The organism is Arcobacter arenosus (assembly GCF_005771535.1).
GTDB classification, from domain to species: Bacteria; Campylobacterota; Campylobacteria; order Campylobacterales; family Arcobacteraceae; genus Halarcobacter; species Halarcobacter arenosus.
Map to the genome: position 1 here is coordinate 129,538 of NZ_VANU01000002.1, position 25,046 is coordinate 154,583.

26 protein-coding genes are annotated in these 25,046 nt (G+C 28.2%); 15 read left to right on the forward strand and 11 right to left on the reverse strand.

Annotation, left to right across the window (positions count from 1 at the left end):
* Positions 1-14: 14 nt before the first annotated feature.
* Together FDK22_RS05050 and FDK22_RS05055 are read right to left on the reverse strand one after the other, a co-directional pair.
* Entirely contained in the window at positions 15-302 is a 288-nt protein-coding gene (locus tag FDK22_RS05050; protein WP_138151826.1) for an HvfA family oxazolone/thioamide-modified RiPP metallophore, read from the reverse strand.
* A gap of 37 nt (positions 303-339) precedes the next feature.
* Positions 340-918 (reverse strand): YceI family protein, encoded by a 579-nt coding sequence (locus FDK22_RS05055; RefSeq protein WP_138151827.1) that lies wholly within the window; start codon positions 916-918, stop codon positions 340-342.
* A 107-nt stretch (positions 919-1,025) separates the two neighbouring features.
* Between FDK22_RS05055 and FDK22_RS05060 the strand changes: the two genes are divergently transcribed.
* Together FDK22_RS05060 and FDK22_RS05065 are read left to right on the forward strand one after the other, a co-directional pair.
* The gene (locus tag FDK22_RS05060; RefSeq protein ID WP_138152228.1) at positions 1,026-1,685 is read left to right on the forward strand and encodes a response regulator transcription factor; all 660 of its coding nucleotides are present in this window, start codon (positions 1,026-1,028) and stop codon (positions 1,683-1,685) included.
* The gene (locus FDK22_RS05065) at positions 1,660-2,835 is read left to right on the forward strand and encodes a sensor histidine kinase (RefSeq protein WP_138151828.1); all 1,176 of its coding nucleotides are present in this window, start codon (positions 1,660-1,662) and stop codon (positions 2,833-2,835) included. Before FDK22_RS05060 ends, FDK22_RS05065 begins: the two co-directional genes overlap by 26 nt.
* On the opposite strand, the gene FDK22_RS05070 is transcribed toward FDK22_RS05065, so the two are convergent.
* The gene (locus FDK22_RS05070) at positions 2,825-3,484 is read right to left on the reverse strand and encodes a response regulator transcription factor (RefSeq protein WP_138151829.1); all 660 of its coding nucleotides are present in this window, start codon (positions 3,482-3,484) and stop codon (positions 2,825-2,827) included. The two genes, FDK22_RS05065 and FDK22_RS05070, sit on opposite strands and share 11 nt — an antisense overlap.
* A gap of 122 nt (positions 3,485-3,606) precedes the next feature.
* Here FDK22_RS05070 and FDK22_RS05075 point away from each other — a divergent pair, with 122 nt between their 5' ends.
* Genes FDK22_RS05075 through FDK22_RS05095 form a run of 5 tightly spaced genes read left to right on the forward strand, consistent with a single transcriptional unit; the run spans position 3,607 to position 8,163 of the window.
* Entirely contained in the window at positions 3,607-3,900 is a 294-nt protein-coding gene (locus tag FDK22_RS05075) for a c-type cytochrome (protein WP_138151830.1), read from the forward strand.
* A gap of 10 nt (positions 3,901-3,910) precedes the next feature.
* Complete coding sequence (locus tag FDK22_RS05080) at positions 3,911-4,339, forward strand: DUF411 domain-containing protein (protein WP_138151831.1); 429 nt, start codon at positions 3,911-3,913, stop codon at positions 4,337-4,339.
* Between the two features lie 12 nt (positions 4,340-4,351).
* Positions 4,352-5,761: a multicopper oxidase family protein gene (locus tag FDK22_RS05085; RefSeq protein WP_138151832.1), complete on the forward strand. Its 1,410-nt coding sequence runs from the start codon at positions 4,352-4,354 to the stop codon at positions 5,759-5,761.
* Positions 5,762-5,771: 10 nt separating this feature from the next.
* Positions 5,772-5,978 (forward strand): heavy-metal-associated domain-containing protein, encoded by a 207-nt coding sequence (locus tag FDK22_RS05090; protein ID WP_138151833.1) that lies wholly within the window; start codon positions 5,772-5,774, stop codon positions 5,976-5,978.
* Positions 5,979-5,982: 4 nt separating this feature from the next.
* Complete coding sequence (locus FDK22_RS05095; RefSeq protein WP_138151834.1) at positions 5,983-8,163, forward strand: heavy metal translocating P-type ATPase; 2,181 nt, start codon at positions 5,983-5,985, stop codon at positions 8,161-8,163.
* 134 nt (positions 8,164-8,297) lie between these two features.
* On the opposite strand, the gene FDK22_RS05100 is transcribed toward FDK22_RS05095, so the two are convergent.
* Together FDK22_RS05100 and FDK22_RS05105 are read right to left on the reverse strand one after the other, a co-directional pair.
* Positions 8,298-8,741, reverse strand: coding sequence for a c-type cytochrome (locus FDK22_RS05100; RefSeq protein ID WP_138151835.1), 444 nt, complete (start codon positions 8,739-8,741; stop codon positions 8,298-8,300).
* Between the two features lie 16 nt (positions 8,742-8,757).
* A complete protein-coding gene (locus FDK22_RS05105; RefSeq protein WP_138151836.1) occupies positions 8,758-8,970 on the reverse strand; it encodes an SHOCT domain-containing protein in 213 nt (70 codons plus the stop codon).
* A gap of 191 nt (positions 8,971-9,161) precedes the next feature.
* Here FDK22_RS05105 and FDK22_RS05110 point away from each other — a divergent pair, with 191 nt between their 5' ends.
* From FDK22_RS05110 to FDK22_RS05130, 5 genes are all read left to right on the forward strand, one after another.
* Positions 9,162-10,235, forward strand: coding sequence for a sensor histidine kinase (locus FDK22_RS05110; protein ID WP_138152229.1), 1,074 nt, complete (start codon positions 9,162-9,164; stop codon positions 10,233-10,235).
* Positions 10,236-10,304: 69 nt separating this feature from the next.
* Positions 10,305-10,685: a FixH family protein gene (locus tag FDK22_RS05115; protein WP_138151837.1), complete on the forward strand. Its 381-nt coding sequence runs from the start codon at positions 10,305-10,307 to the stop codon at positions 10,683-10,685.
* A gap of 8 nt (positions 10,686-10,693) precedes the next feature.
* Positions 10,694-11,896 carry a TolC family protein gene (locus tag FDK22_RS05120; protein ID WP_138151838.1) on the forward strand — a complete coding sequence of 401 codons (1,203 nt, stop codon included), beginning with the start codon at positions 10,694-10,696 and terminating at the stop codon, positions 11,894-11,896.
* Entirely contained in the window at positions 11,896-12,897 is a 1,002-nt protein-coding gene (locus tag FDK22_RS05125) for an efflux RND transporter periplasmic adaptor subunit (RefSeq protein WP_138151839.1), read from the forward strand. The genes FDK22_RS05120 and FDK22_RS05125 overlap by 1 nt, the downstream gene beginning before the upstream one ends.
* A 9-nt stretch (positions 12,898-12,906) precedes the next feature.
* Positions 12,907-16,023, forward strand: coding sequence for an efflux RND transporter permease subunit (locus tag FDK22_RS05130; protein ID WP_138151840.1), 3,117 nt, complete (start codon positions 12,907-12,909; stop codon positions 16,021-16,023).
* A 228-nt stretch (positions 16,024-16,251) separates the two neighbouring features.
* On the opposite strand, the gene FDK22_RS05135 is transcribed toward FDK22_RS05130, so the two are convergent.
* The 6 genes from FDK22_RS05135 to hisF form a co-directional block, all read right to left on the reverse strand.
* A complete protein-coding gene (locus tag FDK22_RS05135) occupies positions 16,252-16,518 on the reverse strand; it encodes an RNA recognition motif domain-containing protein (protein WP_138151841.1) in 267 nt (88 codons plus the stop codon).
* Between the two features lie 72 nt (positions 16,519-16,590).
* Positions 16,591-17,997 (reverse strand): glutamate--tRNA ligase, encoded by a 1,407-nt coding sequence (gene gltX, locus FDK22_RS05140; RefSeq protein WP_138151842.1) that lies wholly within the window; start codon positions 17,995-17,997, stop codon positions 16,591-16,593.
* A gap of 93 nt (positions 17,998-18,090) precedes the next feature.
* Positions 18,091-19,161 carry a dual-specificity RNA methyltransferase RlmN gene (rlmN, locus tag FDK22_RS05145; RefSeq protein WP_138151843.1) on the reverse strand — a complete coding sequence of 357 codons (1,071 nt, stop codon included), beginning with the start codon at positions 19,159-19,161 and terminating at the stop codon, positions 18,091-18,093.
* Between the two features lie 72 nt (positions 19,162-19,233).
* A complete protein-coding gene (locus tag FDK22_RS05150) occupies positions 19,234-19,779 on the reverse strand; it encodes a phosphorylase family protein (RefSeq protein ID WP_138151844.1) in 546 nt (181 codons plus the stop codon).
* Positions 19,776-20,444, reverse strand: a complete 669-nt coding sequence (locus tag FDK22_RS05155) for an SIMPL domain-containing protein (protein WP_138151845.1) — start codon at positions 20,442-20,444, stop codon at positions 19,776-19,778. Before FDK22_RS05155 ends, FDK22_RS05150 begins: the two co-directional genes overlap by 4 nt.
* A gap of 1 nt (position 20,445) precedes the next feature.
* Positions 20,446-21,207: an imidazole glycerol phosphate synthase subunit HisF gene (hisF, locus tag FDK22_RS05160; RefSeq protein ID WP_138151846.1), complete on the reverse strand. Its 762-nt coding sequence runs from the start codon at positions 21,205-21,207 to the stop codon at positions 20,446-20,448.
* Between the two features lie 71 nt (positions 21,208-21,278).
* Between hisF and rsmA the strand changes: the two genes are divergently transcribed.
* Genes rsmA through FDK22_RS05175 form a run of 3 tightly spaced genes read left to right on the forward strand, consistent with a single transcriptional unit; the run spans position 21,279 to position 25,046 of the window.
* On the forward strand, positions 21,279-22,079 hold the full coding sequence (gene rsmA, locus FDK22_RS05165) for a 16S rRNA (adenine(1518)-N(6)/adenine(1519)-N(6))-dimethyltransferase RsmA (protein WP_138151847.1): 801 nt from the start codon (positions 21,279-21,281) through the stop codon (positions 22,077-22,079).
* Positions 22,060-24,072: a ribonuclease J gene (locus FDK22_RS05170; protein ID WP_228711634.1), complete on the forward strand. Its 2,013-nt coding sequence runs from the start codon at positions 22,060-22,062 to the stop codon at positions 24,070-24,072. The genes rsmA and FDK22_RS05170 overlap by 20 nt, the downstream gene beginning before the upstream one ends.
* Before the next feature lie 8 nt (positions 24,073-24,080).
* Positions 24,081-25,046 (forward strand): KpsF/GutQ family sugar-phosphate isomerase, encoded by a 966-nt coding sequence (locus FDK22_RS05175; protein WP_138151848.1) that lies wholly within the window; start codon positions 24,081-24,083, stop codon positions 25,044-25,046.

Sequence of the window (25,046 nt, forward strand, 5' to 3'; positions counted from 1 at the left end):
TATTGTTCACCATTTCACCCACATTTTCCAGCGCCACAAGCACCTTCAACTTTTTTCTTCATATCTGCACCACATTTAGCCATTTCAGTTTTTTTACCTGAGTTCCCACTCATCTCATCAGCCATCTCTTTTTTCTTTTCTCCACCACATTTAGCAGAACCACAAGAACCTTTTTTCTCTATTTTCTTTTCTCCACCACATTTTGAAGAACCACAAGAACCACTTCCTGCATAAGCACCTGTACTTGATAAAGCAGCTCCTAAAAGAACTCCAGCTAATTTGATTTTAGTATTTTTTTTCATATCTTTTCCTTTATTTTTAAATGGTATTTTATATTATTTATTGTTCAACTGCTTGAACTTCTACAATTAATTTTACAGTTTCACTTACTGCAAAGCCACCAGCTTCTAAAACCTTATTCCATTTTAAATCATAATCCATTCTATTGATTTTACCTTCAATAGTAAATCCAACTCTATTATTTCCTTTTAAATCTTTTATTGTTCCAAGATCTTCAATTTTTAGTTTTACCTCTTTAGTGATTCCTCTAATTGTTAAATCACCAATCATCATCCCTTCATCTCCATCAGGTTTATATGATTTCATTTTAAAAGTAATATTTGGATATTTTTCTGCTAGAAAAAAATCTTCACTTCTTAAGTGATTGTCTCTTTTTTCAATTCCAGTATCAACTGATGCTGCTTTAATTGTTGCTTCAAGCATCTTAAAAGATTTTGTTTTATAGTCAAAATCTATCTTTGCATCATAGTCAGTAAATTCACCCTTTACATTTGTAATCATCAAATGTTTTACAGAAAAACCAACTTCACTATGAGATTTATCAAGAGTATGAGGTGTGGCATTTGCTAATGCTAAACCTAAAACTGATGTTAAAAGAAAAGTTTTAATAAGTTTCATTTCGTGCTCCTTTATGTTTTGTTATTGGAAGTATAATTGAGTTTTGTTAAGTAAGTGTGTAGAGTATGTGTGGATTAATTTTTTTATTATGTGATATAATATTTGCCATGAAAATACTACTTTTAGAAGATGATTTAATACTTAATGAAATAGTTGAAGAGTTCTTAATAGACCTAGGCTATGATGTAACAGTTGCTTATGATGGAATGCAAGCAAGTGAGATAATTTATGATGAGCAGTTTGATTTACTTATACTTGATGTAAATGTTCCAAATATGACAGGTTTTGAGTTTTTAAAATCATTAAGAGAAAATAATATTACAACTCCAGCTATTTTTACAACCTCTTTAGATTCTGTTGATGATGTGGAAGAGGGCTTTAATTCAGGGGCTGATGATTATTTGAAAAAACCCTTTGAATTAAAAGAGTTAGAGCTTAGAATAAACAATATAAAAAGACTTCTTCATATGGAAGATGACGAATTAGTTATAGGTGAAAATCTAAAGTTTAATACAAAACTAAATTTTATTGATAATGATTCAATCAAAACAAAACTTCCTTTAAAGGAAGCACAAATTTTAAAATATCTTTTAAATAATACAAATAGATGTGTATCACAAGATGAATTAAGTTCAAATATTTGGTCATATGAAGATTCACCAACTTCTTCTACAATTAGAACATATATAAAAAATATTAGAAAAATTGTGGGTGATGAGTATATAGAAACGATTAAAGGGGTTGGTTATAGATTTAACAAGAAGTGAAAAAAATACCTTTAGAAGATTTTTAGGACTTTATCTAGGTTCTTCACTTATTTTACTTAGTATAATATTTTATTTATTTTATAAAATGGAATCAAAACTCCAATATGATTTAATCACTTCAAATATGCAAAATGTGGCAAGTAAAGTATCCTCAAGTATCATCTATGCCCATATGGCAAACTTAACAATAGATACAACAAAATTAGCAGATTTTATAAAATATGAATATGCTTTGTATGATAAGCAACATGAAAAGTTAATAGGAAATCTTTTAGTTAGTAAAGGCAAAGAGATTGACTTATCAAAAAAACTTCAAAAAATTGATGATAGTTATGTTCTCGTTGAAAGTTCACCTAAGGGTCATTTAGGGGTTTATCATATTGTAATTAAAGAGAATATTTATCATGGGAGAATAGAAGAGTTACTTGAAAAACTCTATTTTTATTTCTTTTTAACTTTTTCAACTATAACTGTTATTGCTTATTATTTAGCAGGGATGTTTATTGCTCCAATTATTAATGAAAGAAAAAAATTGAACAATTTTATCAAAGATACAACCCATGAGTTAAATACCCCTATTACAGCTATTTTAATGAGTACAGGAGCGGGTGCACCAGCAACAGAAAAAAATCTACAAAGGATAAATCTAAGTGCAAAAAGAATCTCTGAAATTTACAAAGATTTAGTATATCTATTTTTACAAGATAATAAAAAACCTAAGAAATTAACAAATCTAAACCTTGATGAGATAATAGTTGAACAACTTGAATATTTTGATTCTTTTGCTTCTAAAAAAAGATTAAAAATCACTTCAAATTTAGAGCCAACAAAATTTATAATTGATAAAGAAAATTTTATAAGATTGTTTAATAATCTAGTTTCAAATGCTATAAAATATAACATTGTAGGTGGTTCTATTGATATAGAACTAAAAAATAGTGTTTTAAAAGTTAAAGATACAGGTATAGGTATTGCTGAAGAAAAACTTGAAGATATTTTTAATAGGTATTATAGAGCTACAAAAGAGCAGGGTGGTTTTGGTATTGGATTAAATATCGTTTATCATATTTGTAAATCATATAATATAAAAATAGATGTTCAATCAAAAGAGAAAGAGGGAACTACTTTTACTTTAGATTTTAAAGGCTAAGTTTATACCCTATAGCTTTAATATTTAAAATTCTATCTTTACCCAATATTTTACGAAGATTTTTTATATAAGTTCTAATAGTAGTATCTGTTGGAGCTTCATCATAAACCCAATTATTGTTGGCAATCTCCTCAATTGATACAGCTTTATTTTTATTTTTTAAAAGGTATTCAAAAACCTTTGCTTCTATTTTTGAAAGTCTTGAACTAATCCCATTATTAAGTAATATCTTACTATCAAAATCATATTCAATTGTATCTGATAATTTTGTTTTTCCATTACTCTCTATTTGTCTTAGTCTTTTTATATTGTTTATTCTAAGTTCTAATTCACTTAAATGAAAAGGCTTTTTAATATAATCATCAGCTCCTGCTTCAAAACCATTTTTCATATCATTAGAAGTGTGTAAAGATGTGATATAAATTGTAGGGATATCAATAGAGTTTTCCTTTAAACTTTTTAGTAAGTCTAAGCCATTTATTGAAGGTACATTTACATCTAATAAAAGTAAATCAAATTTATTTTCATATATAGCTTCAAGGGCATCTTGACCATCATAAGTTGTTACAACTTCATAGTTTAAATCAAGTAAAAACTCTTCAATAATCTCATTTAATAAAGTGTCATCTTCAAGTAATAAAACTTTCATTTATTATCCTAAATTGTCCAATTTTTGTAAGTATATCATTAGTTTTATATTTAAATATTAAACTTTCCATACTTTCTCCACGCTAAAAAGTCATAATCTCAAAGATTTAAAAAAGGTATAAAATGAAAAATCTATTAATTTTTTTTATATTCGTAACAAATTTATTTTCCTTTGATGAGGGAGCTGTTTTATATAGTTCATGTAAATTTTGTCATGGAAATAAAGCAGAAAAAATCTATATGAATGCAGTACCCTCATTAAAAGATTCAAATATTACTACTTTGATTAAAAAATTAGAAGGGTATAAATCAGGGTCTATAAATGATTATGGTTTTGGGGAAATTATGAAACAACAAATGAAAAATATCCCTGATGAGAAAATACCAACTTTAGCAAAATATATAAAAAATTTATAAAGGAAATAAGATGAAAAAAACACTACTTGTAACTCTATTTGCAGCTACTTTAAGCTTCGCTCAAACAGCAAAAGAGATGATTGTATATAAAACTCCATATTGCGGATGTTGTACAAAATGGACTGAGATTATGCAAAAAAATGGGATTGATGTAAAAGTAAGAATGGTAAACGATGTAAATAGTGTAAATAACGAACTAGGGATTAACCCCTCTTTAGCTTCTTGTCACACAGCTATTATTGATAATTATATAGTAATTGGTCATGTTGATTATTCTGCTGTGAAAAAAATGTTAGAGGAAAAACCAGATATTGTAGGTATTACGGTTCCTGGTATGCCAATAGGAAGTCCAGGGATGGAACAAGGAGATGTAAAACAACCTTATAATGTTTTATCTATTAAAAAAGATGGTTCTACAGCAATTTATGAAAAACACTAAATAGGGAATGTTATGAAAAGAAGAGATTTTGTTAAACTAGGAATATTAGGGTGTTCAACTACATTTTTAAATGCTAATACAACAACAGTTAAAATATCATTATTTCCAGCTTTTTCAAAACCTCTTCCAATTCCACCAATTTTAGAGCCTAAGATTAGAGATGGTATTAAAGAGTTTAATTTAACCGTTCAAGAGGGAAGTGTTGAGTTTTTAAATGGTGCAAAAACAAAAACCTTTGGAGTAAATACAGATTTTTTAGGACCAACTATAAAAGTTCAAAGAGATGATACCGTTAAAATAAATGTGAAAAACTCTCTTAAAGAAAATACAGTTTTGCATTGGCATGGGTTAAAGGTACCTGGAATTAGTGATGGTGGACCAAACCGTTCAATTAAACCAAATAACTCTTGGACTACACAATATAAAATTGAACAAAGAGCTTCAATGTGTTGGTATCATCCCCATACCCATGAAAAAACTGGATACCAAGTGTTTATGGGAATTGCAGGATTATTTATTATTGAAGATGAAGATTCTAACTCTTTAAATTTGCCAAAGGAGTATGGAATAGATGATATCCCATTAGTTTTTCAAGATAGACGATTTGATATGAAAGGTCAGTTTTTATATAAACAATCTATGCATGATACTATGATGGGAGTTACAGGTTCAATCTCTTTAGTAAATGGCGTGATTGACCCTATTCTTGAAGTATCACCTAAAACTATTAGATTTAGAATAATGAATGGTTCAAATGCAAGAATAAATAAGTTTATGTTCAATGACTTAAGAGAGTTTACTCAAATAGCTGGAGATTCAAGCTTCCTTCCTAAACCTGTAAAAATGAAAACCTTACTTTTAGCTTCTGCTGAAAGAGCTGAAATATTAGTAGACTTTTCAGATTTAGCTGGCAAAGAGATATATTTTGGAGATGGTTTTAGTAACAAACCCCTTCTTAAAATTTTAGTAAAAAATGAAAAACCTCAAAAATTTTCTATACCAAGTACCCTTATTGAAATTGAAGAATATAAAAATGTTGCTACAAAAAATATAAGAGAGTTTACTTTAAATATGAGACCAGGATGGTTAGCTATAAATGGTAAACAAATGGATATGAATAGAATTGATGAGATTGTACCATTAAATAAAGTAGAGATTTGGAGAATAAAAAATCAACAAAGGATGCCCCATCCTTTCCATATTCATGGTTGTAGTTTTAGGATTCTTTCTAGGGATGGAAAAGCTACATTTGAAAATGAAACTTGTTTAAAAGACACAGTTTTAGTTTATGGAAATGAAACGGTAGAGATTGCAGTTAAATTTGAACATGAATCAACAAAAGAGTTTCCATATATGTACCACTGCCATATTTTAGAACATGAAGATGCTGGAATGATGGGACAATTTATAGTAAAAAGATAAGGAGATTAAAATGAAACAAACTTATAAAGCACAAAACATATCTTGCAATAATTGTGCAAATATGATCAAAGCATCACTTGAAGATGAATTTGGTGAAATAGAAGTTAATTTAAATGTTACACCAAAAGAGGTAACTGTTAATATAGAAAATGAAACTAAAGAATCTGAATTTAAAAAAGAGATGGAAGAACTTGGATTCGAAATTATAGAAGAGTAATAAAATGAAAACGGAGAAAATAAACCTAAATATTTCAGGTATGACATGTGTTAATTGCTCCAATGGAATTGAAAAATTTTTAAGTAAAAAAAAGGGAGTTATTGATACTAAAGTTAGTTTCGCTTCAAGTGAAGGTGAATTTAGTATAGACCCTGAACTTTTCAGTAAAGAGAAACTAATCTCTAGTATAGAAAAACTAGGATATAAAGTTGAAGAGGATTTTAAACATTTAGAAGAGGAGCAAAAAAGAAGTTTTAATCATCTTAAAAAACTTTTTTTTACATCTATTTTAATCACTTCTACAATTTTTATTTTTGCTTTTTTCAATATTTTAGATGAGACAATCAAACCTTATGTAATATTTGCTCTTGCTTCAATAGTTCAATTTTATAGTGGAGCAAGATTTTATAAACTTGCATACAAAGCTGTGACAAATAAAAACTACGATATGAATGTATTAGTTGCACTTGGAACTAGTGCTGCATATTTTTATTCTACATTTGTTTTATTCTTACCATCTTTATTCCCTGAACATTTACGATTTATGTACTTTGATGGGGCAGCTGTTATTATAACTTTTATGATTTTAGGAAGATTTTTAGAGGAAAATTCAAAACAAAAAGCAAGTGATTTTTTGAAAAATCTTATGAATCTGGCCCCTCAAAATGCTAATTTAATCAAAGATGATAAAAGTGTTGAGACTGTACTAGCAAACACTCTTAAAATAGATAATATTGTTTTAGTCAAAACAGGAGATAAAATACCAACGGATGGAATTATTGTAGAAGGGAAAGCTGATATTGATACTTCTATGATAACAGGTGAATCAATGCCCGTATTTAAAAAAGTTGATGATGAAGTTTTAGCAGGTACATTAAACACAAATGGAATTATCAAAGTTAAAGTTCAAAAAGAATTACAAGATACTACTTTATCGAAGATTATCTCTCTTTTAAAATCTGCACAAAGTAAACAAATACCTATTAGTAGGTTTGCAGATAAAATTGCAAATATATTTGTACCATCAGTTATAGCTATTTCTATACTTACCTTTTTTGTTTGGGGTATTTTAATAGGAGATTTCCAAAATGCGATTATTGCAAGTATTAGTGTTCTTATTATCTCTTGTCCATGTGCTTTAGGATTAGCAACGCCAATTGCGATAGTTAGTTCAGTTAGCAGGGGAGCAAAAGAGGGGATTTTGATTAAAAATCCAGAGATATTAGAACAAATAAAAGAGATAAAATATGCCATTTTTGATAAAACAGGAACCCTAACAAAAGGAAACATTAGTGTTTCAAAAACAAATATAGATGAAAAATATTTTCAAATTGTTGGTTCAATTGAAAGATATAGTGAACATCCTATTTCTAAGGCTATTGTAAATTTTATAGAAAACAAAGATATAAATTGTTCATTGGAGATTCAAGATGTTCAAGTTATTCCAGGACATGGTATAAAAGCAAAGTTTGATGAAAAGGAGTACTTTTTAGGTAATAAAAAACTTCTTGATGATGAAAATGTAATTATTTCAAAAGAGCATAATGAATATTATAATAAAGAGTTAAAAAATACAAATGGAGTAATCTTTGTAGCTATAAATAAAGAAACAATAGGATCTATTTGTTTAGAAGACCAACTAAAAGATGAAGCAGTTGATGTAATTAAAGATTTAAAAAATATGAATATTACTCCAATTTTATTGACAGGGGACAATGAAATTACGGCTTCAATTATTGCTAAAAGATTGGGTATAGATGAAGTTTATTCTCAAGTAATACCAACACAAAAATATGAAGTTATTAAAAAATTCCAAAAAGATGCAAAAGTTATGTTTATCGGTGATGGGATAAATGATGCACCATCAATCAAACAAGCAAATATTGGTATTACCCTTAATTCTGGAGCTGATATTACAAAAGATGCTGGGGATATAATTTTGATTAACAATGAGTTAAACTCTGTTGTAAAAAGTATAAAACTTTCACATCAAAGTATGAATATTGTAAAACAAAATCTATTTTGGGCCTTTGCTTATAATATTTTAGGAATCCCTTTAGCAGCAGGAATTTTATATCCATTCTTTGGAATAATGTTAAGTCCAATGTATGCAGGAATAGCTATGAGTTTTAGTTCTGTTACTGTTGTATTAAATTCTCTAAGATTAAAGGTTAAAAAGTTATAAAACTCCACACATAGTACACTTTATATTAATATAATAAATTCAAGTTTTAGTAATATAAAACTTTTTCATTATCTCCTCCTAAAGAAACCTTAAAGAGTTACTATCTTTGGGGTTTTTCAGTAGATGATAAAATTTTATTTCTTTTCTTTTAAACCTTTTAATTTAACATTCCAAAGTTCATAAATCTCATCTGACCAAAAGCTTTGAAAATATGCAATTGCTGCTTCTTTTTCTTCTTGGGTTAAAACTTTTTTAAATGATGGCATTTTGCCTCCATAAGCTGCACCTCCCTCATTTATTATCTTCATAAGTTGCCATTTTGGATGGTGCCAAGCATGGGCTTTATCGTTTAGTGGAGGGGGAGGGTAAGAACCATCTGATAGTTTTGTTTTCCAATTAACTGTTTTTTCTGCATTTTTTCCATGGCATGAAGCACAATTGTTTATAAAGACCTCTTTACCAAAGTTTACTTGTTCTTTTGTATACCATCTTCCTTCAACTTTGTTATTTTCAACGCTTATACCATAGGTAAAAAGTCCAATGATTATAGTAGTAATTATTAAAAAAGGTTTATTCATTCTATCCTCTTTATTTTTATTTTGACAAAGTCTTTTTTAGTTCGTCATACTCTTCTTTAGATATCTCACCCTTTGCTAATCTTTTTTTCAAGATATTTAAGGGAGTCTCTTCTTTTTTTTCTTTATCTTTTGAAAAAAATGAAAAAATTAAAAAGAAAACTATAAACCAAAAAATTAACATTCCTAAGCCATGAAACATTGTCATGTTCATATTCATATATCCATACATTTCATATCCTTTTATTTTTAACTTTATTTAAATTATGAGGAAAGTGTGTGGAAAACTTTTATAAACAAAAAAACCTATTATGATATAATCTTCAAAATTTTATATTGGAGTTTAATATCGATTTAACTAGAAATGAAAAGAGAACATTTTATAGGTTTTTTGCACTATATTTAGGTGGTTCGTTATTTTTGATGATGTTAATTGCAATACTTTATTATCAAAATGAAAAAAAGTTATATTTTGATTTGACAAAAACAAGAATGCAAAATGTTGTTTCAAATATCTCTTCAAGGATTATTTTTACTCATATGAGTGATAGCTCTTTAGACTTAAAACAGTTTTTAAAAAATGATATTTACAAAATCTCTTTTTATGATAAAGATAAAAATTTGATTATTGGTAATTTAAATGAAAAAATTGATTTTACAAAACAATTTATTCAAAATGAACAAAACTTTACACTAGTTAATGACTCTACTTATGGGCATTTGGGTGTTGCTTATATTGTAATCCAAGAAAACCTTTTATTTAAAAGTTTAAAAAAAATGCAAGTAGATATTATCACTTTATTTTTAATTGTATATTCTATTTTAGCTTTAATTGGTTTTTACCTTGCGAAACTTCTTCTTAAACCAATAAAAGATGAAAGGGAAAAACTCAACAATTTTATAAAAGATACAACCCATGAGTTAAATACTCCAATTAGTGCAATTTTGATGTCAAGTGAGAGTGAAGAATTGACTAAAAAACAGATAAAAAGAATTCAATTAGCAGCTAATAAAATTTCTGAAATATATAAAGATTTAACGTATATTTTTTTAGAAGATAACTCAGAAAAGGAAGATTTTAAAAATATAAATCTTAAAGAGGTAATAATTTTACAGTTAAAATATTTTGAAGCTTTAGCAGAAAGAAAAAAGATATCTATTTCTACCTCTTTAGAGGATACAAACTATTTTATTGATGAAAATGATTTTATTAGATTATTTAATAACTTGCTTTCAAATGCTGTAAAATATAATAAAATGAAAGGTTCAATTTTTATAGAACTAAAAAACAATACTCTTACAATAAAAGATACTGGAATAGGTATAGAAGAAAAAAAAATAAATGATATTTTTAATAGATACTTTAGAGCCACAACTCAAAGTGGAGGCTTTGGAATAGGGCTTAATATTGTAAAAAATATTACTACTCAATACAACATTGATATTCAAGTTGATTCTAAAGTTAACGAGGGTACAACTTTTATTTTAAAGTTTTAATCTCATTTCCTTCCACACTTTTTCCCCATTAGATTTTTATACTTCGTTAAATTTTTTAAAGGAGTAAAAATGAAATTAGTAAAATTAATTTCTATTTTAGCGCTTACTGTTGGTCTTTTATGGGCTGAACCTATTAATCTTTCTGGAAAAAAAGATGGATATGATGTAAATTTAGTATCAGAAAAATCATTAGTTGTTGGTGATAATATTTTTTATGTAACACTTTCAAAAGATGGTAAAGCATTAGAAGATGCAAAAGTTAAAGCAAAGTTTTTCATGCCAGAGATGCCAGGGATGCCATATATGGAACAAGTAGGAAAAGCAGAATTAGTTGATGGTAAATATAAAATATTAATCAACTTTTCAATGGGTGGAACTTGGCAATACCATTTAATGTTTAAAACAGCAGATGGTGAAGTTCATAAAATTAGATCAAGTGTAAATCTATAAGAGTTACCATGTTAAAAAAATCTTTAGTTATCGCTTCATTTTTTGTAATAACATCAAATGCCCAAACCCTTGACAATTTAGTTAACTCTTTACTTGAGAAAAACTATACGTTAAAAGAAATTAGCAGCTCTACTGATGTTTTAAAAGAACAAATCTCTTTATCTTATAAGTGGAATAATCCAATTTTATCTTTTGGAGCTACAGACTTACAATTAAATGATATAACAAAAAGGGATAAAGAGCCTATGCAGGCACATTTTGTAGGAATTACACAAAATATACCCCTAGGCGATAAACTAGAGATTTCAAAAAATATTGCAGTTGATGATTATGAAATATCTAAACTTCAACTGGAAGATAAAAAGTTAGAGTTAAAAGCTTTAGTTTATGAATACGCTTTTAAAATTAAGCTTATTGAAGAAAGATTAGCTTTATTTGAAGAGTTTAAAATAAATACAAAAAAACTTGAGTCTCTTCTAAAAAATCTTTATAAATATAATAAAGCTTCTCAAGAACAGATTATCAATACACAAATTATGTATAAAGAATTAAAATTAAACTCTTCAAAACTTACAAGGGCACTTAATAGCTTAAAACTAAAACTAGAAAAACTTACCTATGAAAAAATTGAAACAATTGATTTTGATACAAGTTTAGAAGAAAAGAATATTTCTATTGATATCTCAAGTCATCCAAAAATTCTAGAACTAAATAAACTTATCGAAAAAAGTTCAAAAATCTCTTCATTAGAAGAGGAAAAAAAATATTCAGATATAAAAATGAATCTAACATATTTCCAAAGGGATGAAAAATTTGAAGATTATGTTAATTTATCTTTTGCCATTCCACTTTCTGTTTATGGAAGTGAAGATATAAAAGCTACAAAAGCAAAATTAAAATCTGTACAACTAAAACATAAATTAGAAGATATAAAATTTAATTTCAAAAATAAAATTGAAACAATTAAACAAAATCTAGATGATTCACTAATAACTTTTAATATTATTCAAAAAGAGATTCTTCCAAAACAAGAAGAGTTACAAAAAATACTTGAAAACTATAATACAACTTTAATGTATAAAAAAATTGATACAAGAGTATTAATAAAAAACCAAAATGAAATAATCAAATATAAATTAAAAGCAATTGATGAAAAAGAGAATTATTTTACTTCTTTGGCAAAAACTTACTATTTTGACAAGGATTTATAATGAGAACACTCATAATATCCCTATTATTAGGCTTTGCAGTACTAAATGCTCAAATTCTTGAAGTTGAGCAGTTGTTCAATAAAAAGCTTACAGAAGTAAAAAAAGAGCAAATAGGTACCTTAAAAAGCTTTTATGGGCATATGAAGATTAATGAAACAAAAATTTATGACGTTGTTACTAGATTTGATGGATATATAACAAAACTTGATGCTAATGAGCAATATAAATTTGTAAAAAAAGGTGAATCTTTATTTTCTCTTTATTCAGATGAGATAAATTCAATTTCGCAAGAGATAAAGATTGCAAAAAGAATTAACAAGAATTTACTAAAGGGAAATATTGAAAAATTAAAATCTTTAGATTTAGATAAAAAAACTATTAACAAAATTGTAAATTCAAAAAATATTATTGAAGAGATTTCTATTTATTCTCCAATTGATTCTATAATATTAAATAAAAGTATAAATAATGGAAGTTTTGTAAAAAAAGGGAAGCTACTTTTACAACTTGCACCCTTAGATGAACTTTGGTTTATTGCTTCTGTTTATCAAAAAGATTTAACATTTTTAAAAGAGGGAATGGAAGCAAAAATCACTATTGATGGATTTGAAAAACCAGTTATTTCAAAAGTTGATAAGATTTATCCAAATATTGATTTAAAAACTAAAACTGTAGATGTAAGATTTATTGTTCCAAATAAAGATTTAAAACTATTTCCAAATATGTTTGCAAAAGTTTTAATAAGAGATACCCAAAAAGAGATTTTAACTTTACCTAAAACTGCCGTTTTATCTAAAGGCGATAAATATTATGCTTTTGAACAACTATCAAAATCACAGTTTGAACCAATAGAGATAAAAGCAAAAAGAATCTCTTCAAATAAATATGAGATACTTGATGGTTTAAAAGAGGGACAAAAAGTAGTTGATAATGCATTATTCTTACTTGATTCAGATGCAATTACAAATGGACTATATAGTTCAGATGATGATGACTGGTAGGATTAAATCATGGTTGAAAGTATAATCTCTTATAGTATAAGAAATAAATTTCTTGTACTTTTTTCTGTAATAGTTTTAACATTTGCCTCTTTTTGGGCTGTTAAAAATACAAGTTTAGATGCATTACCTGATTTATCTCCACCACAAGTTATTGTACAAGTGAAATGGCCAGGTCAAAGTCCAAAAACAATTGAAGAACAAGTTTCTTATCCACTTATTTCAAACCTTATGAGTCTTCCTGATATTGATACAGTAAGAGCTATGAGTTCATTTCAAAATGCTTTAATCTATATTATATTTAAAGATGGAACAGATTTATATGATTCAAGAAATAGAATTTTAGAGCAGTTGTCTCAATTACAAGGAACTTTCCCTCAAGGTGTTAATGTTGCAATTGGTCCTGATGCTACAGGAGTAGGGTGGGCTTATGAATATGCTTTAAAATCAGATACAAAATCACTTGATGAGTTAAGATCATTGCAAGATTACTATTATAAATTTGCCTTACTTGGAGTTGATGGTGTTAGTGAAATAGCATCTATTGGTGGGTTTATAAAAAATTATGAGATTACACTAGACCAAGATAAAATGGTTCAATATGATATTTCTATAAATGAGATAAAAAAAGTTCTTACATCAAATAATGATGAAAAAGGTGGAAGAATCATTTTAGAAAATGGTTTTGAACATATGATTCAAGCTAAAGGGTATTTAAAAAATAGATTTGACATAGAAAATATTACAATTAAAACTATCAATTCTATCCCTCTAAAAATAAAAGATATAGCAGATGTAAATATAACATCATCAAATAGACGAGGAATGGCTGATTTAAATGGTCAAGGTGAAACAGTTGGTGGTATTGTTGTTGTAAGATATGGAGAAAATCCATATGCTGTTATAAAAGCAGTTAAAGAAAAAATCAAAACTTTAAAGGTTGAGGGTGTTGAAGTTGTAGAAACCTACGATAGAACTTCTTTAATTGATAAAGCTATTGATACACTAAAACACACATTAATTGAAGAGTCGATTATTGTTATGATTGTAAGTGCCTTATTTTTATTTCACTTTAGAAGTGCACTTATTATAATTATTACTCTACCAATTACTGTATTATTAACTTTTTTACTAATGAAAGCTTTTGGACTTGGGTCTAATATAATGAGTTTAGGGGGTATTGCAATTGCTATTGGTGCAATGGTTGATGCAACTATTGTTATGGTAGAAAATGCCCATAAATATCTTCAAGGTAAAGAAAATATTTCAAATGAAGAAAGAATACAAATTATAATAAAATCTGCTAAACAAGTTGGTCGTCCAATCTTTTTTGCCTTGATTTTAGTTGTAGTTTCTTTTTTACCAATTTTTGCTTTAACAGGTCAAGAGGGAAGATTATTTTCACCTTTAGCCTATACTAAATCCTTTGCAATGATTGCAGGAGCAATTCTATCAATTACAGTTGTACCAATACTTATGATATTTTTTATCAAAGGTAAAATATTAAGTGAAGATAAAAACTTGTTAAACAGATTTTTTGTGAAACTTTATTCCCCTTTATTGAAAGTATCCCTAAAACTTAGGTTTTTAGTTGTACTTATTTTTATTGGGACTTTATTGGCTTCATATCCAGTATATAAAAAACAAAACTGGGAATTTATGCCAATGATGAATGAACAAACTTTTATGTATATGCCTGTAACACCATATGGTATTGGGGTAGATTTATCTAAAGAGTTAACACAAAAAACAGATAAGATTTTAAAATCATTTCCAGAAGTTGATACAGTTTTTGGTAAAGCTGGTCGTGCAGATAGTGCAACAGATCCTGCTCCCCTTGCCATGATTGAAACAATTGTAACTTTTAAGCCAGAAGATCAATGGCGTCCTGGAATGACATATAAAAAACTTATGTCTGAGATGGATAAAAAACTTCAGGTTGCTGGACTTATAAATTCATGGACTTACCCAATTAGAGGTAGAATTGATATGCTTCTAACTGGTATTAGAACACCTTTAGGGATAAAACTTTATGGTAATGACCATCAAGCTTTAGAAGATAAAGCGGCAGAATTTGAAAAGATATTAAAAAAGTTTGATAAAACACTTTCAGTATCAACTGATAAAATTAACTCAGGATATTATTTAAATATAAATCTTGATGAAGAGATGATAAGTAGGTTTGGTATTACAAAAAATGATATCCTTTCTACTATCTCTTTAGGTGTTGCAGGAGCTAAAATCTCTACCCTTTTAGATGGATTAGAAAGATATACTATTAGCTTAAGATTTGAAACTACACAAAGGGAAGATATAACTTCATTAAACAATCTTCAAGTTAAAACGAAACTTGGATTCCAACCTTTAAGTATGTTTGCTAAGTTAAAATATGAAGAGGGTCCTTCTGTAATTAAATCTGAAAAAGCTTTAAATGTTAACTTTATTTATATTACTCCTAAAAGTGATATTTCTGCAACAGCATATAAACAAGAGGCTAAGAACTTATTAAAAGATTTAAAGCTTCCAGAAGGATTTTATTATGAGTGGGCAGGGCAGAGTGAGTATTTAGAATCTGCAATGGAAAGATTAACTTATATTATTCCATTGACCTTTGTAATAATCTTTATTTTAATATATTTTGCCCTTAGAAATATTATATATACATTTATAATATTCTTTACTCTACCATTTGCCTTAACAGGTGGTATATTCTATTTAGAGTATTTAAACTTTAATATTTCAATTGCTGTTATTGTTGGATTCCTTGCATTACTTGGTGTTGCTGCTGAAACATCAATTGTAATGTTAGTTTATTTACATGAAGCTATGGATAATCTTGTAAAAAAATGCCCAGAACCGGAAAAAGAACATATCTCCCATGCAATTTATAAAGGGGCTGTTCTTAGATTAAGACCAAAACTTATGACCTTATTTGCAATTTTAGGGGGTCTTATTCCTATTATGTATATTGACGGTGTAGGTAGTGAGGTTATGCAAAGAATTGCCGCACCTATGATAGGTGGTATGGTATCATCCGCCTTTTTAACTTTAGTTATCATTCCAGCAGTATTTTATATATTAGCACTAAAAAAAGGTGGAAATATGGCAAAATGTGATTTATCCCATTAATTTGTGGATAAATCCCACGTTTACTACACAAAAAAAGTTTATAATACTCTTACAGTTTTAGAAAAACGATGACAACAACCAACACAAATATAATGAAACTTGAAAATTTATTTTGACAGTGTGACAACCAACATAAAATTCTTCTCCTTAATCAAGTTTCATTATATTAAACTTATTAAAAATCAAAATTTTACGTACAGTTGCTAGAAAATTAAAAAAAGAAAAAGATTAGTATTGTCTTCTAGGTCTTTCTTCTCTTGGTTTTGCTTCATTAACTCTAAGCGATCTACCTTCAATTTCACTTCCGTTTAAAGATTCAATAGCTTCATTTCCAGCAAGTTCAGTCATCATTTCAACGAAACCAAATCCTTTAGATCTACCAGTTTCTCTGTCCATAATCACTTTAGCACTTTTAACTTCGCCAAATTTAGCAAAAACTTTCTCTAAATCACTATCACTCATTCTATATGATAGATTACCAACATAAATGTTCATTATTCCTATTCCTTAATTAAAGTAATGAACATTATGCCCTATTTATTGATAATTAGCAAGTATATTTTCTTATTATTTATCGAAATTTCTCTCAATTGCGTTGTTTATTCTCTTTTTTACCTCTTCAAAACCTAAAATTGCCATAATATCATAAACAGATGGAGCTTGTGTTCCTCCTGTTAATGCAATTCTAATTGGTTGGAAAAGTTGAGGGAATTTTAACTCAAATTCTTCAATAAATGGTTTTGTAATTAACTCATAATCACATGCTAAATGAAGAGTATCTTTTTTCTCTTCTAATAGTTGTAAATATGTTTCTAAGATTTTAATAGTATCTTCTTTTACAAACTTTTTACTCCCTTTTGCTTCATATTCAGTTGGAACTTCAAGAATTTTATTTATTGCTTCTTTTAATTCAACTAAAGTTTGAGCTCTCTCTTTTGAAAGATCTAATATCATCTCTTTTTTATCATGACCTTCTAAATGACAATCAAAAAATTTCAATTCTTGAGCAAGTCTTTCATTAGAAACATTTTTGATATAGTGTGCATTTAACCATAAAAGTTTTTCTTCATTGTATGAAGATGCTGACTTGTTAATATTTGTTGGGTCAAAAAGTTCTAACATCTCATCCATTGAAAATATCTCTTGATCACCATTTGACCATCCAAGTCTTACTAGGAAATTTAATAGTGCTTCAGGTAGATACCCTTTTCTTTTATAATCCATTACATCAAGTGCACCATCTCTTTTTGATAACTTTTTCCCTTGTGGATTATTAATCATAGGCACATGGTAAAATTTTGGTACATTAAATCCTAATGCTTCATAGATAATGATTTGTTTTGCAGTATTTGTTAAGTGGTCATCCCCTCTAATTACGTCAGTCATCTCCATTAGTGCATCATCAATAGTTACAACAAAGTTATATGTTGGCATACCATTACTTCTTGCAATTACAAAATCATCAACTTCTGAACATTCAAAATTCATAATTGATTTAACACCATCAATAAATGTAATTTTACCTTCAAGAGGAGCTTTAATTCTTACAACAGGCTCAATTCCTTCAGGAATCTCAGGTAGAGTCTTACCATCTTCTGGTCTCCAAGTTCCATCATATCTTGGAGTTTGTTTATTTGCCATTTGAGTTTCTCTTAAAGCATCAAGTTCTTCTTTACTCATATAACAATGATAAGCTTTACCTTCATCAAGTAGTTGCTGAATATATTTTTTATAGATTTCTAATCTTTGCGATTGATACTCAACTTCACCATCATAACTTAAACCTACCCACTCAAATGCTTCAAGTATTGCACTCATAGCTTGTTCATTGTTTCTTTGAGTATCTGTATCTTCTATTCTTAATCTAAATGTTCCATTATTTCTTCTAGCCCATAAAAAACTATATAAAGCTGTTCTTAATCCACCAATATGTAAATATCCAGTTGGGCTTGGAGCAAATCTAGTAATTGTCATAATTTTCCTTATTTGTCTTTTTTGTTGTTATTCATAAAAAAGCCTATTGCTGAAAAAATTGCAACGGCTGCAATAAAAATTAACATTGCATAATCAAGAGCTTGCATTGGCGTCCTTCTCTTTTAGTTGACCACATGCCGCTGAGATATCAAGACCTTTTGATTCTCTAATCGTACATAGTAGTCCTCTACTTGTTAAATAATCCTGGAATTTTATCATATCGTTCCTTTCGGGTCTTTGATATGAAGTACCTGGATATGGATTAAAATAAATTAGGTTTACTTTAGCTTTAATTCCATCAAGTAGGTTTAAGAGTTTTTTAGCACTTGCTATATCATCATTTTTATCTTTTATAACTAGATACTCGAACATAACCTTCTTTCTAGCATCAACAGGAAACTTTTTAACTGCATCAATAATTGATTTAATATTGTATGCTTTATTCATTGGAATAAGTTCACTTCTTAATTCATCATCAACTGCATGTAAAGATATAGCAAGTTGAATTCCTAAGTTTTCATTACCTAGTTTTTCAATTTTTGAAGAAAGTCCAGATGTTGAAACAGTTTGTCTTCTTCTATTTATTGAAAGTCCTTCTTCTTCTGAAAAGACCTTTACTGAGTGAACAAAATTATTATAATTGTCTAAAGGTTCACCCATTCCCATAAATACAATATTTAAAGATTTATTTTCAGCAATATTATTGTCTTTTTTTATTTCAACTATTTGGTCAACTATTTCTCCAACTGTAAGGTTTCTTACAAAACCTCCTTTTGCTGTTAGGCAAAAAGTACAACCAACTTTACATCCAACTTGAGTTGAGATACAAACTGTAAACTGTTCACTTCTTTCAATTGAACCATCTTCATTTACTTTTTTCTTTTTCATAAGTAGTAAAACAGATTCAACTGTATGACCATCTCTTAGTTTAAATAGATATTTTATACTTCCATCAGTACTTTGTTCTTTTTTAACAATTTCAAGAATATTAATTGGATAATTTTCTTTTAGTGTTTGTTTCAAATCATTTGGAATATTTTTCATCTCATCATAAGAGTTTACATATTTTTTATATATCCAATTATAAACTTGCTTTGCTCTAAAGCTAGGTTTTAATTGTTCCTTTAATTCATCTAGTGTGTAATCGTAAATTGAATTTTCCAATTTTATCCTTTCCTTGTTTCACGTGAAACGTCCTAAAAACTATTATGTTAGTTTTTAACGTAAAAGTGTTTGTTATGCATCGTATTTGATAATATTTTTATCAATAAGATATTTCGTTAGTTTAGACATGGCCTCTTTATGGTTTTTCATAAAATCTTCATGTGCATTTTTATTTGTATAGTTTGTTATAACAAATATCCCAGCAACGGGTATTTCGAATTCACGAGCAACTTGTACAATAGAAAAAAACTCCATGTTTTCTATACCAATACCATAGTTATTATAGTTTTTTGCAAGCTCAAAATTAGTAGATATATAGTTTGAACTATTTACTATAGTATCATTTTTAACTAATTTATTCTCTGACTCTAAAACATTATCTAGGGGAGTATAAGAATCATCTCTTAAAAATGATATTTCTAAATTAGAAGCTCTTTTTGATTCAACTATATCAAAAATATTGTGTTCGCCATAGCTTCCTGCACTTCCTATAAACAATAAGAAGTCTGGTTTATCAAATAAACATCTTCTTGTTAAATTAATGGCAGACTCAATAAGTCCAACTCCCATTGGTTCTGCAAAACTAAAGGTTTCATTTCTTCCTGCACAAACAATCATTCACACTCCATTTTATAATTTGCAAATATAACTATATTTTCTTGTTTTGTATCAGGAATAGGGATTCTTTTATCTTTTATGTTACTAGTTGAATATATTTTACCTGTATCGATACTCATTAATTGATTCTCTTTATCTATCTCTATACTTTTTAAAGTACATTTTTTATTTAAATCGTTAGTTATATTATTAGTGTAATTTATTCCCCAATTTATAGCTTCTAATCTTAATAAGTCAAAAGTTACATTGTAAGTATCTTCAGGTACACTCCAAGCAAGATTAGTTAATGAAATTTCAGTATCTCTATTTCTTTTTAGTTTAGTTAGTTCTGAAATAAATTCATCCATATATTGTGCTTTATATGAATTTACTTTATATCTTAATTCACCAATGTATCCTGATACCTTTGGTGTATTCATTGCATGCCTATACTTAGGTCTTACTGAAAAGCTTATGAACTTTTTTTCAACTTTATCATATTGTTTTATCTTTTCATTAAATTTGTTTAATCTTTCTTCTAATCTATTTTGCTTATCATCATCGATAGTTATTCTAATATTTGTTGTTAATGTGTCATGAGGAAGTTCATGCTTAAATTTTTTTTCAAATTTTAACTCAAAAGAGAAAAGAAAAATTGGAATAACAAGTAGACTCAATAGTTTCATTTTATATCCTTACAGGTATATTATTTTCCCTTAAATAGTGTTTTAGTTCCATTATATCAATCTCTTTAAAATGGAAAATTGATGCAGCTAATGCTGCACTTGCACCATGAGTAAAGGCTTCTTTCATATGTTCCATTGTTCCTGCTCCACCACTTGCAATAACAGGAATATCAACTAAAGATGAAATTTTTTCAGTAATATTAAGTTCAAATCCAGATTTAGCACCATCAGTATCCATAGAAGTTAAAAGTATTTCACCAGCACCTCTATCATAAACCTCTTTTGCCCATTGTAAAGCATCAATTCCAGTATCCTCTCTACCACCTTTTACAAAAACATGATAAGAGCCATCAGCAACTTTTTTTACATCAATTGCTACAACTATACATTGACTTCCAAATCTTTTTGCACCTTCATTAATAAAGTCAGGATTAACAACTGCTGAAGAGTTTACTGAAACTTTATCACACCCAACATTAAGGAGTTTATAGATGTCATCAAGCTTTCTTATACCACCACCAACAGTTAAAGGGATAAAGACCTCTTTAGCTACACTTTTTACAATATCAACTATAGTGTCTCTATTTTCATGACTAGCAGTAATATCTAAAAATGTTATCTCATCTGCACCTTCATTATTATATCTTTTTGCAACTTCTACAGGATCTCCAGCATCTCTTAAACCCACAAAGTTTACACCTTTTACAACTCTACCATCTTTTACATCTAGACATGGGATGATTCTTTTTGCAAAATAACTCAAATTAGTTCCTTCATTTTTATGTAAAAATCTTATCTAATTGTAAGTTAAAAGCAGATATACTCTTGGTTCTTATGGAAAAAGTTATAGCAAAAAAGAAATTTGGACAAAATTTCTTAAAAGATCATACCGTACTTAACAAGATCATCCAATCGATGCCCAATAATAATAATCATATTGTGGAAATTGGCCCTGGATTAGGTGATTTGACAAAAAATTTAGTCAAGTACAAAGACACGACTGCATATGAAGTCGATACCGATTTAATCGGTATATTAAATTCTAAGTTTGCAAAAGAGATAGAAGAAAAGCGTTTTGAACTGATCCACACTGATGTTTTAGATGCTTGGGAGAAAAAAGGTAGTTTATATGAAGGCAAATATGACTTAATTGCCAATCTACCTTACTATATTGCAACAAATATTATATTAAGAGCATTTGAAGATGTTAACTGTGAAAATATAATTGTAATGATTCAAAAAGAAGTGGCTGAAAAATTCTCCGCAAATGAGGGTGATAAAGAGTTTTCTTCCTTAGGGGTTATTACAAAACTGGTTTCAAAAGAGTGTAGGTTACTATTTGATGTACCTCCAGAATCTTTTGATCCCCCACCAAAAGTTACCTCTTCAATTCTATATGTGTCAAAAGATACAAATGTAGAATTAGATAAAGATTTTAAAAAGTTTTTGAAGGCATGTTTTTCTCAACCAAGAAAAAAACTATCTAAAAATCTTTCATCTGTTATTGATAAAGAATTTTTATCTAATATCTACAATGAACTTAATATAAAAGAGACTTTAAGACCTCATGAAGTAAGTGCGTCTTTGTATAGCCAAATGTATACAAAGGTTAAGAATGGAAAAAAACGAGGCTAAAAATCAAGAAGATATAGCTAAAAAAACTGTTTCTTCAAACGAAGAAAAACCAAAACAACAAAACAATAGAAGAAGACCTAGAAATAACAATCAAGGTAACAAACAAGCTAATCAAAATAATACTACAACTAATGATTCTACTGAAGATAATGGTGAAAGAAAAAATACTAATAATCAACAAAAAAGAAGAAGATCTAGTAATAGTAATAGGGCAAAAACTCATACATCAAAAACAAATAGTGCTTGGATAAATGACTTAAAAAAAGCTCATATTATAAATGAAAAATCTCATAAAGATAGATTAAATCCACATAACAAGTTAAACCTTTCAACTAATGCAAAAGTTAGAATTACTCCTTTAGGAGGATTAGGTGAAATTGGTGGAAATATGATGGTAATTGAGACTGAAAAGTCTGCAATTATTGTTGATGTTGGTATGAGTTTCCCTGATGAAGATATGCATGGTGTTGATATTTTAATCCCAGATTTTACATATATTAGACAAATCAAAGATAAAATTGAAGCTGTTGTAATTACACATGGACATGAGGATCACATTGGTGCAATGCCTTATCTTTATAAAGAATTACAGTTTCCAATTTATGGTACTTCATTACCATTAGAGATGATTGGTTCAAAATTTGATGAACATAAAATCAAAGATCATAGAAAATTCTTTAGACCAGTAGAAAAAAGAGTTCCTATTAAAATTGGAGATTTTGAGATTGAATGGATTCATATTACTCACTCAATTATTGATGCTTCTTCATTAGCAATTAAAACAGAAGCTGGAACAATTATCCATACAGGTGACTTTAAAATTGACCATACTCCAATTGATGGTTTCCCTACAGATTTACATAGATTTGCACATTATGGTGAAGAGGGTGTTTTATTATTAATGTCTGACTCAACAAACTCTCATTCTCCTGGTTTTACAAAATCTGAGAAGACTGTTGGTCCTACTTTTGATAGATTATTTTCAACTGCAAAAGGTAGAGTTATAATGTCAACTTTCTCTTCAAATATTCATAGAGTTGCTCAAGCAATTGATCATGCTATGAAATATGGTAGAAAAGTTTGTGTTATTGGAAGATCAATGGAAAAAAACTTAGACTTAGCAATGAGTTTAGGTTATATAAAATTCCCAAAAGATCAATTTATTGATGCACATGAAGTTAATAAATATAAAGATAATGAAGTATTAATAGTAACTACAGGTTCACAGGGTGAATCTATGAGTGCTCTTTATAGAATGTCTATTCATGAGCATAGACATATTAAAATTAAGCCAGGTGATCAAATTATCCTATCGGCTAAAGCAATTCCTGGAAATGAAGCAAGTGTATCTCAAATAATTAATCACTTACTTAAAGCTGGTGCACAAGTAGCATATCAAGACTTTAGCGAAATTCATGTTTCTGGACACGCTGCACAAGAAGAGCAAAAATTAATGTTAAGATTAGTAAAACCTAAATTCTTTATGCCAATTCATGGGGAATATAACCATGCAGTTAAACATGCAAAAACTGGTATAGATTGTGGTGTTCTTGAAAGAAACACTTATATTATGAGTGATGGTGAACAAGTTGAAGTTAGTCCAAAATATCTAAAAAAAGTTAAGTCAGTAAAAACTGGAAAAATTTATATTGACAATCAATTAAATAACAAGATTTCTAATGATATTGTTATGGATAGACAAACAATGGCAAACGAAGGTGTTGTTATGATTGTTGCTCAAATTAATGAAAATGATAGAAAAATGGAACAAAGACCAAGAGTTTCTTCTTTTGGTTTAGTACCAGATAAGTTAGATAAACAATTTTCAAAAGAGATTGAAGATTTATTATTAACTTTCTTAGAAAATGTAAAAGAGGGTATCTTCAAAAACAATAAAATTGTTGAAGATGAAATTAGAAAAGTTGTTAGAAAACATTGTGTTAGAAAATATAAAAAATACCCAGTGATAGTTCCAACAATTTTTGTTATATAAGGTAGAAAATGGATTTTAATAAAATTGCCCAAGAGGTATTAGATACAGAAGCAAATGAATTAATAAATGCTTCGAAAAATATTTCTGATTTTGATTTAGAAAAAGCTATTGAGTTAATAGTTAATTGTAAAGGTAAACTTATAGTTACTGGTGTAGGAAAATCAGGACTTGTAGGTGCAAAGATTGCTGCAACATTAGCAAGTACAGGAACTTCATCTTTTTTCCTACATCCTACTGAAGCTATGCATGGTGATTTAGGTATGATTGGTAAAGATGATATTGTTTTAGGTATTTCATATAGTGGGGAAAGTGAAGAATTGATTCAATTGCTTCCCCATTTAAAAAGATTTGATATACCATTAATTGCAATGGCAAAAAGTAAAAAATCTACCTTAGGTAAATACTCAGATTTCTTTTTTGATATCTCAGTTTCAAAAGAGGCTTGTCCTTTAGATACTGCACCAACTTCTTCAACAACATTAACTATGGCAATGGGTGATGTACTTGCAGTTTGTTTAATGAAAAAAAGAAATTTCCAAAAAGAGGATTTTGCATCATTTCACCCTGGTGGAAGTTTAGGTAAAAAGCTATTTATTAAAGTTTCTGACCTTTTAAGAACTGAAAATCTTCCAATTGTTTCACGTGAAACAAAGCTAAAAGATGCAATTGTAATTATGAGTGAAGGTAGACTTGGAAATGTTTTAATTACTGACGAAGAGGGTAAGTTAAGCTCTGTATTAAGTGATGGAGATTTAAGAAGAGCTTTAATGAATGATGACTTTTCAATGGATTGTGAAATTGAAGAGATTGCAACAAAAAATCCTAAAATTATTGATGACCAAAATATCTTGGCAAGTGATGCACTTAAGATTGTTGAAGATTTTAAAATTCAATTATTGATTGTTACTGATAAAGATAAAAAAATAGTTGGTGTTTTACACATTCATGACCTGATTGAAGCAGGTATAAAATAA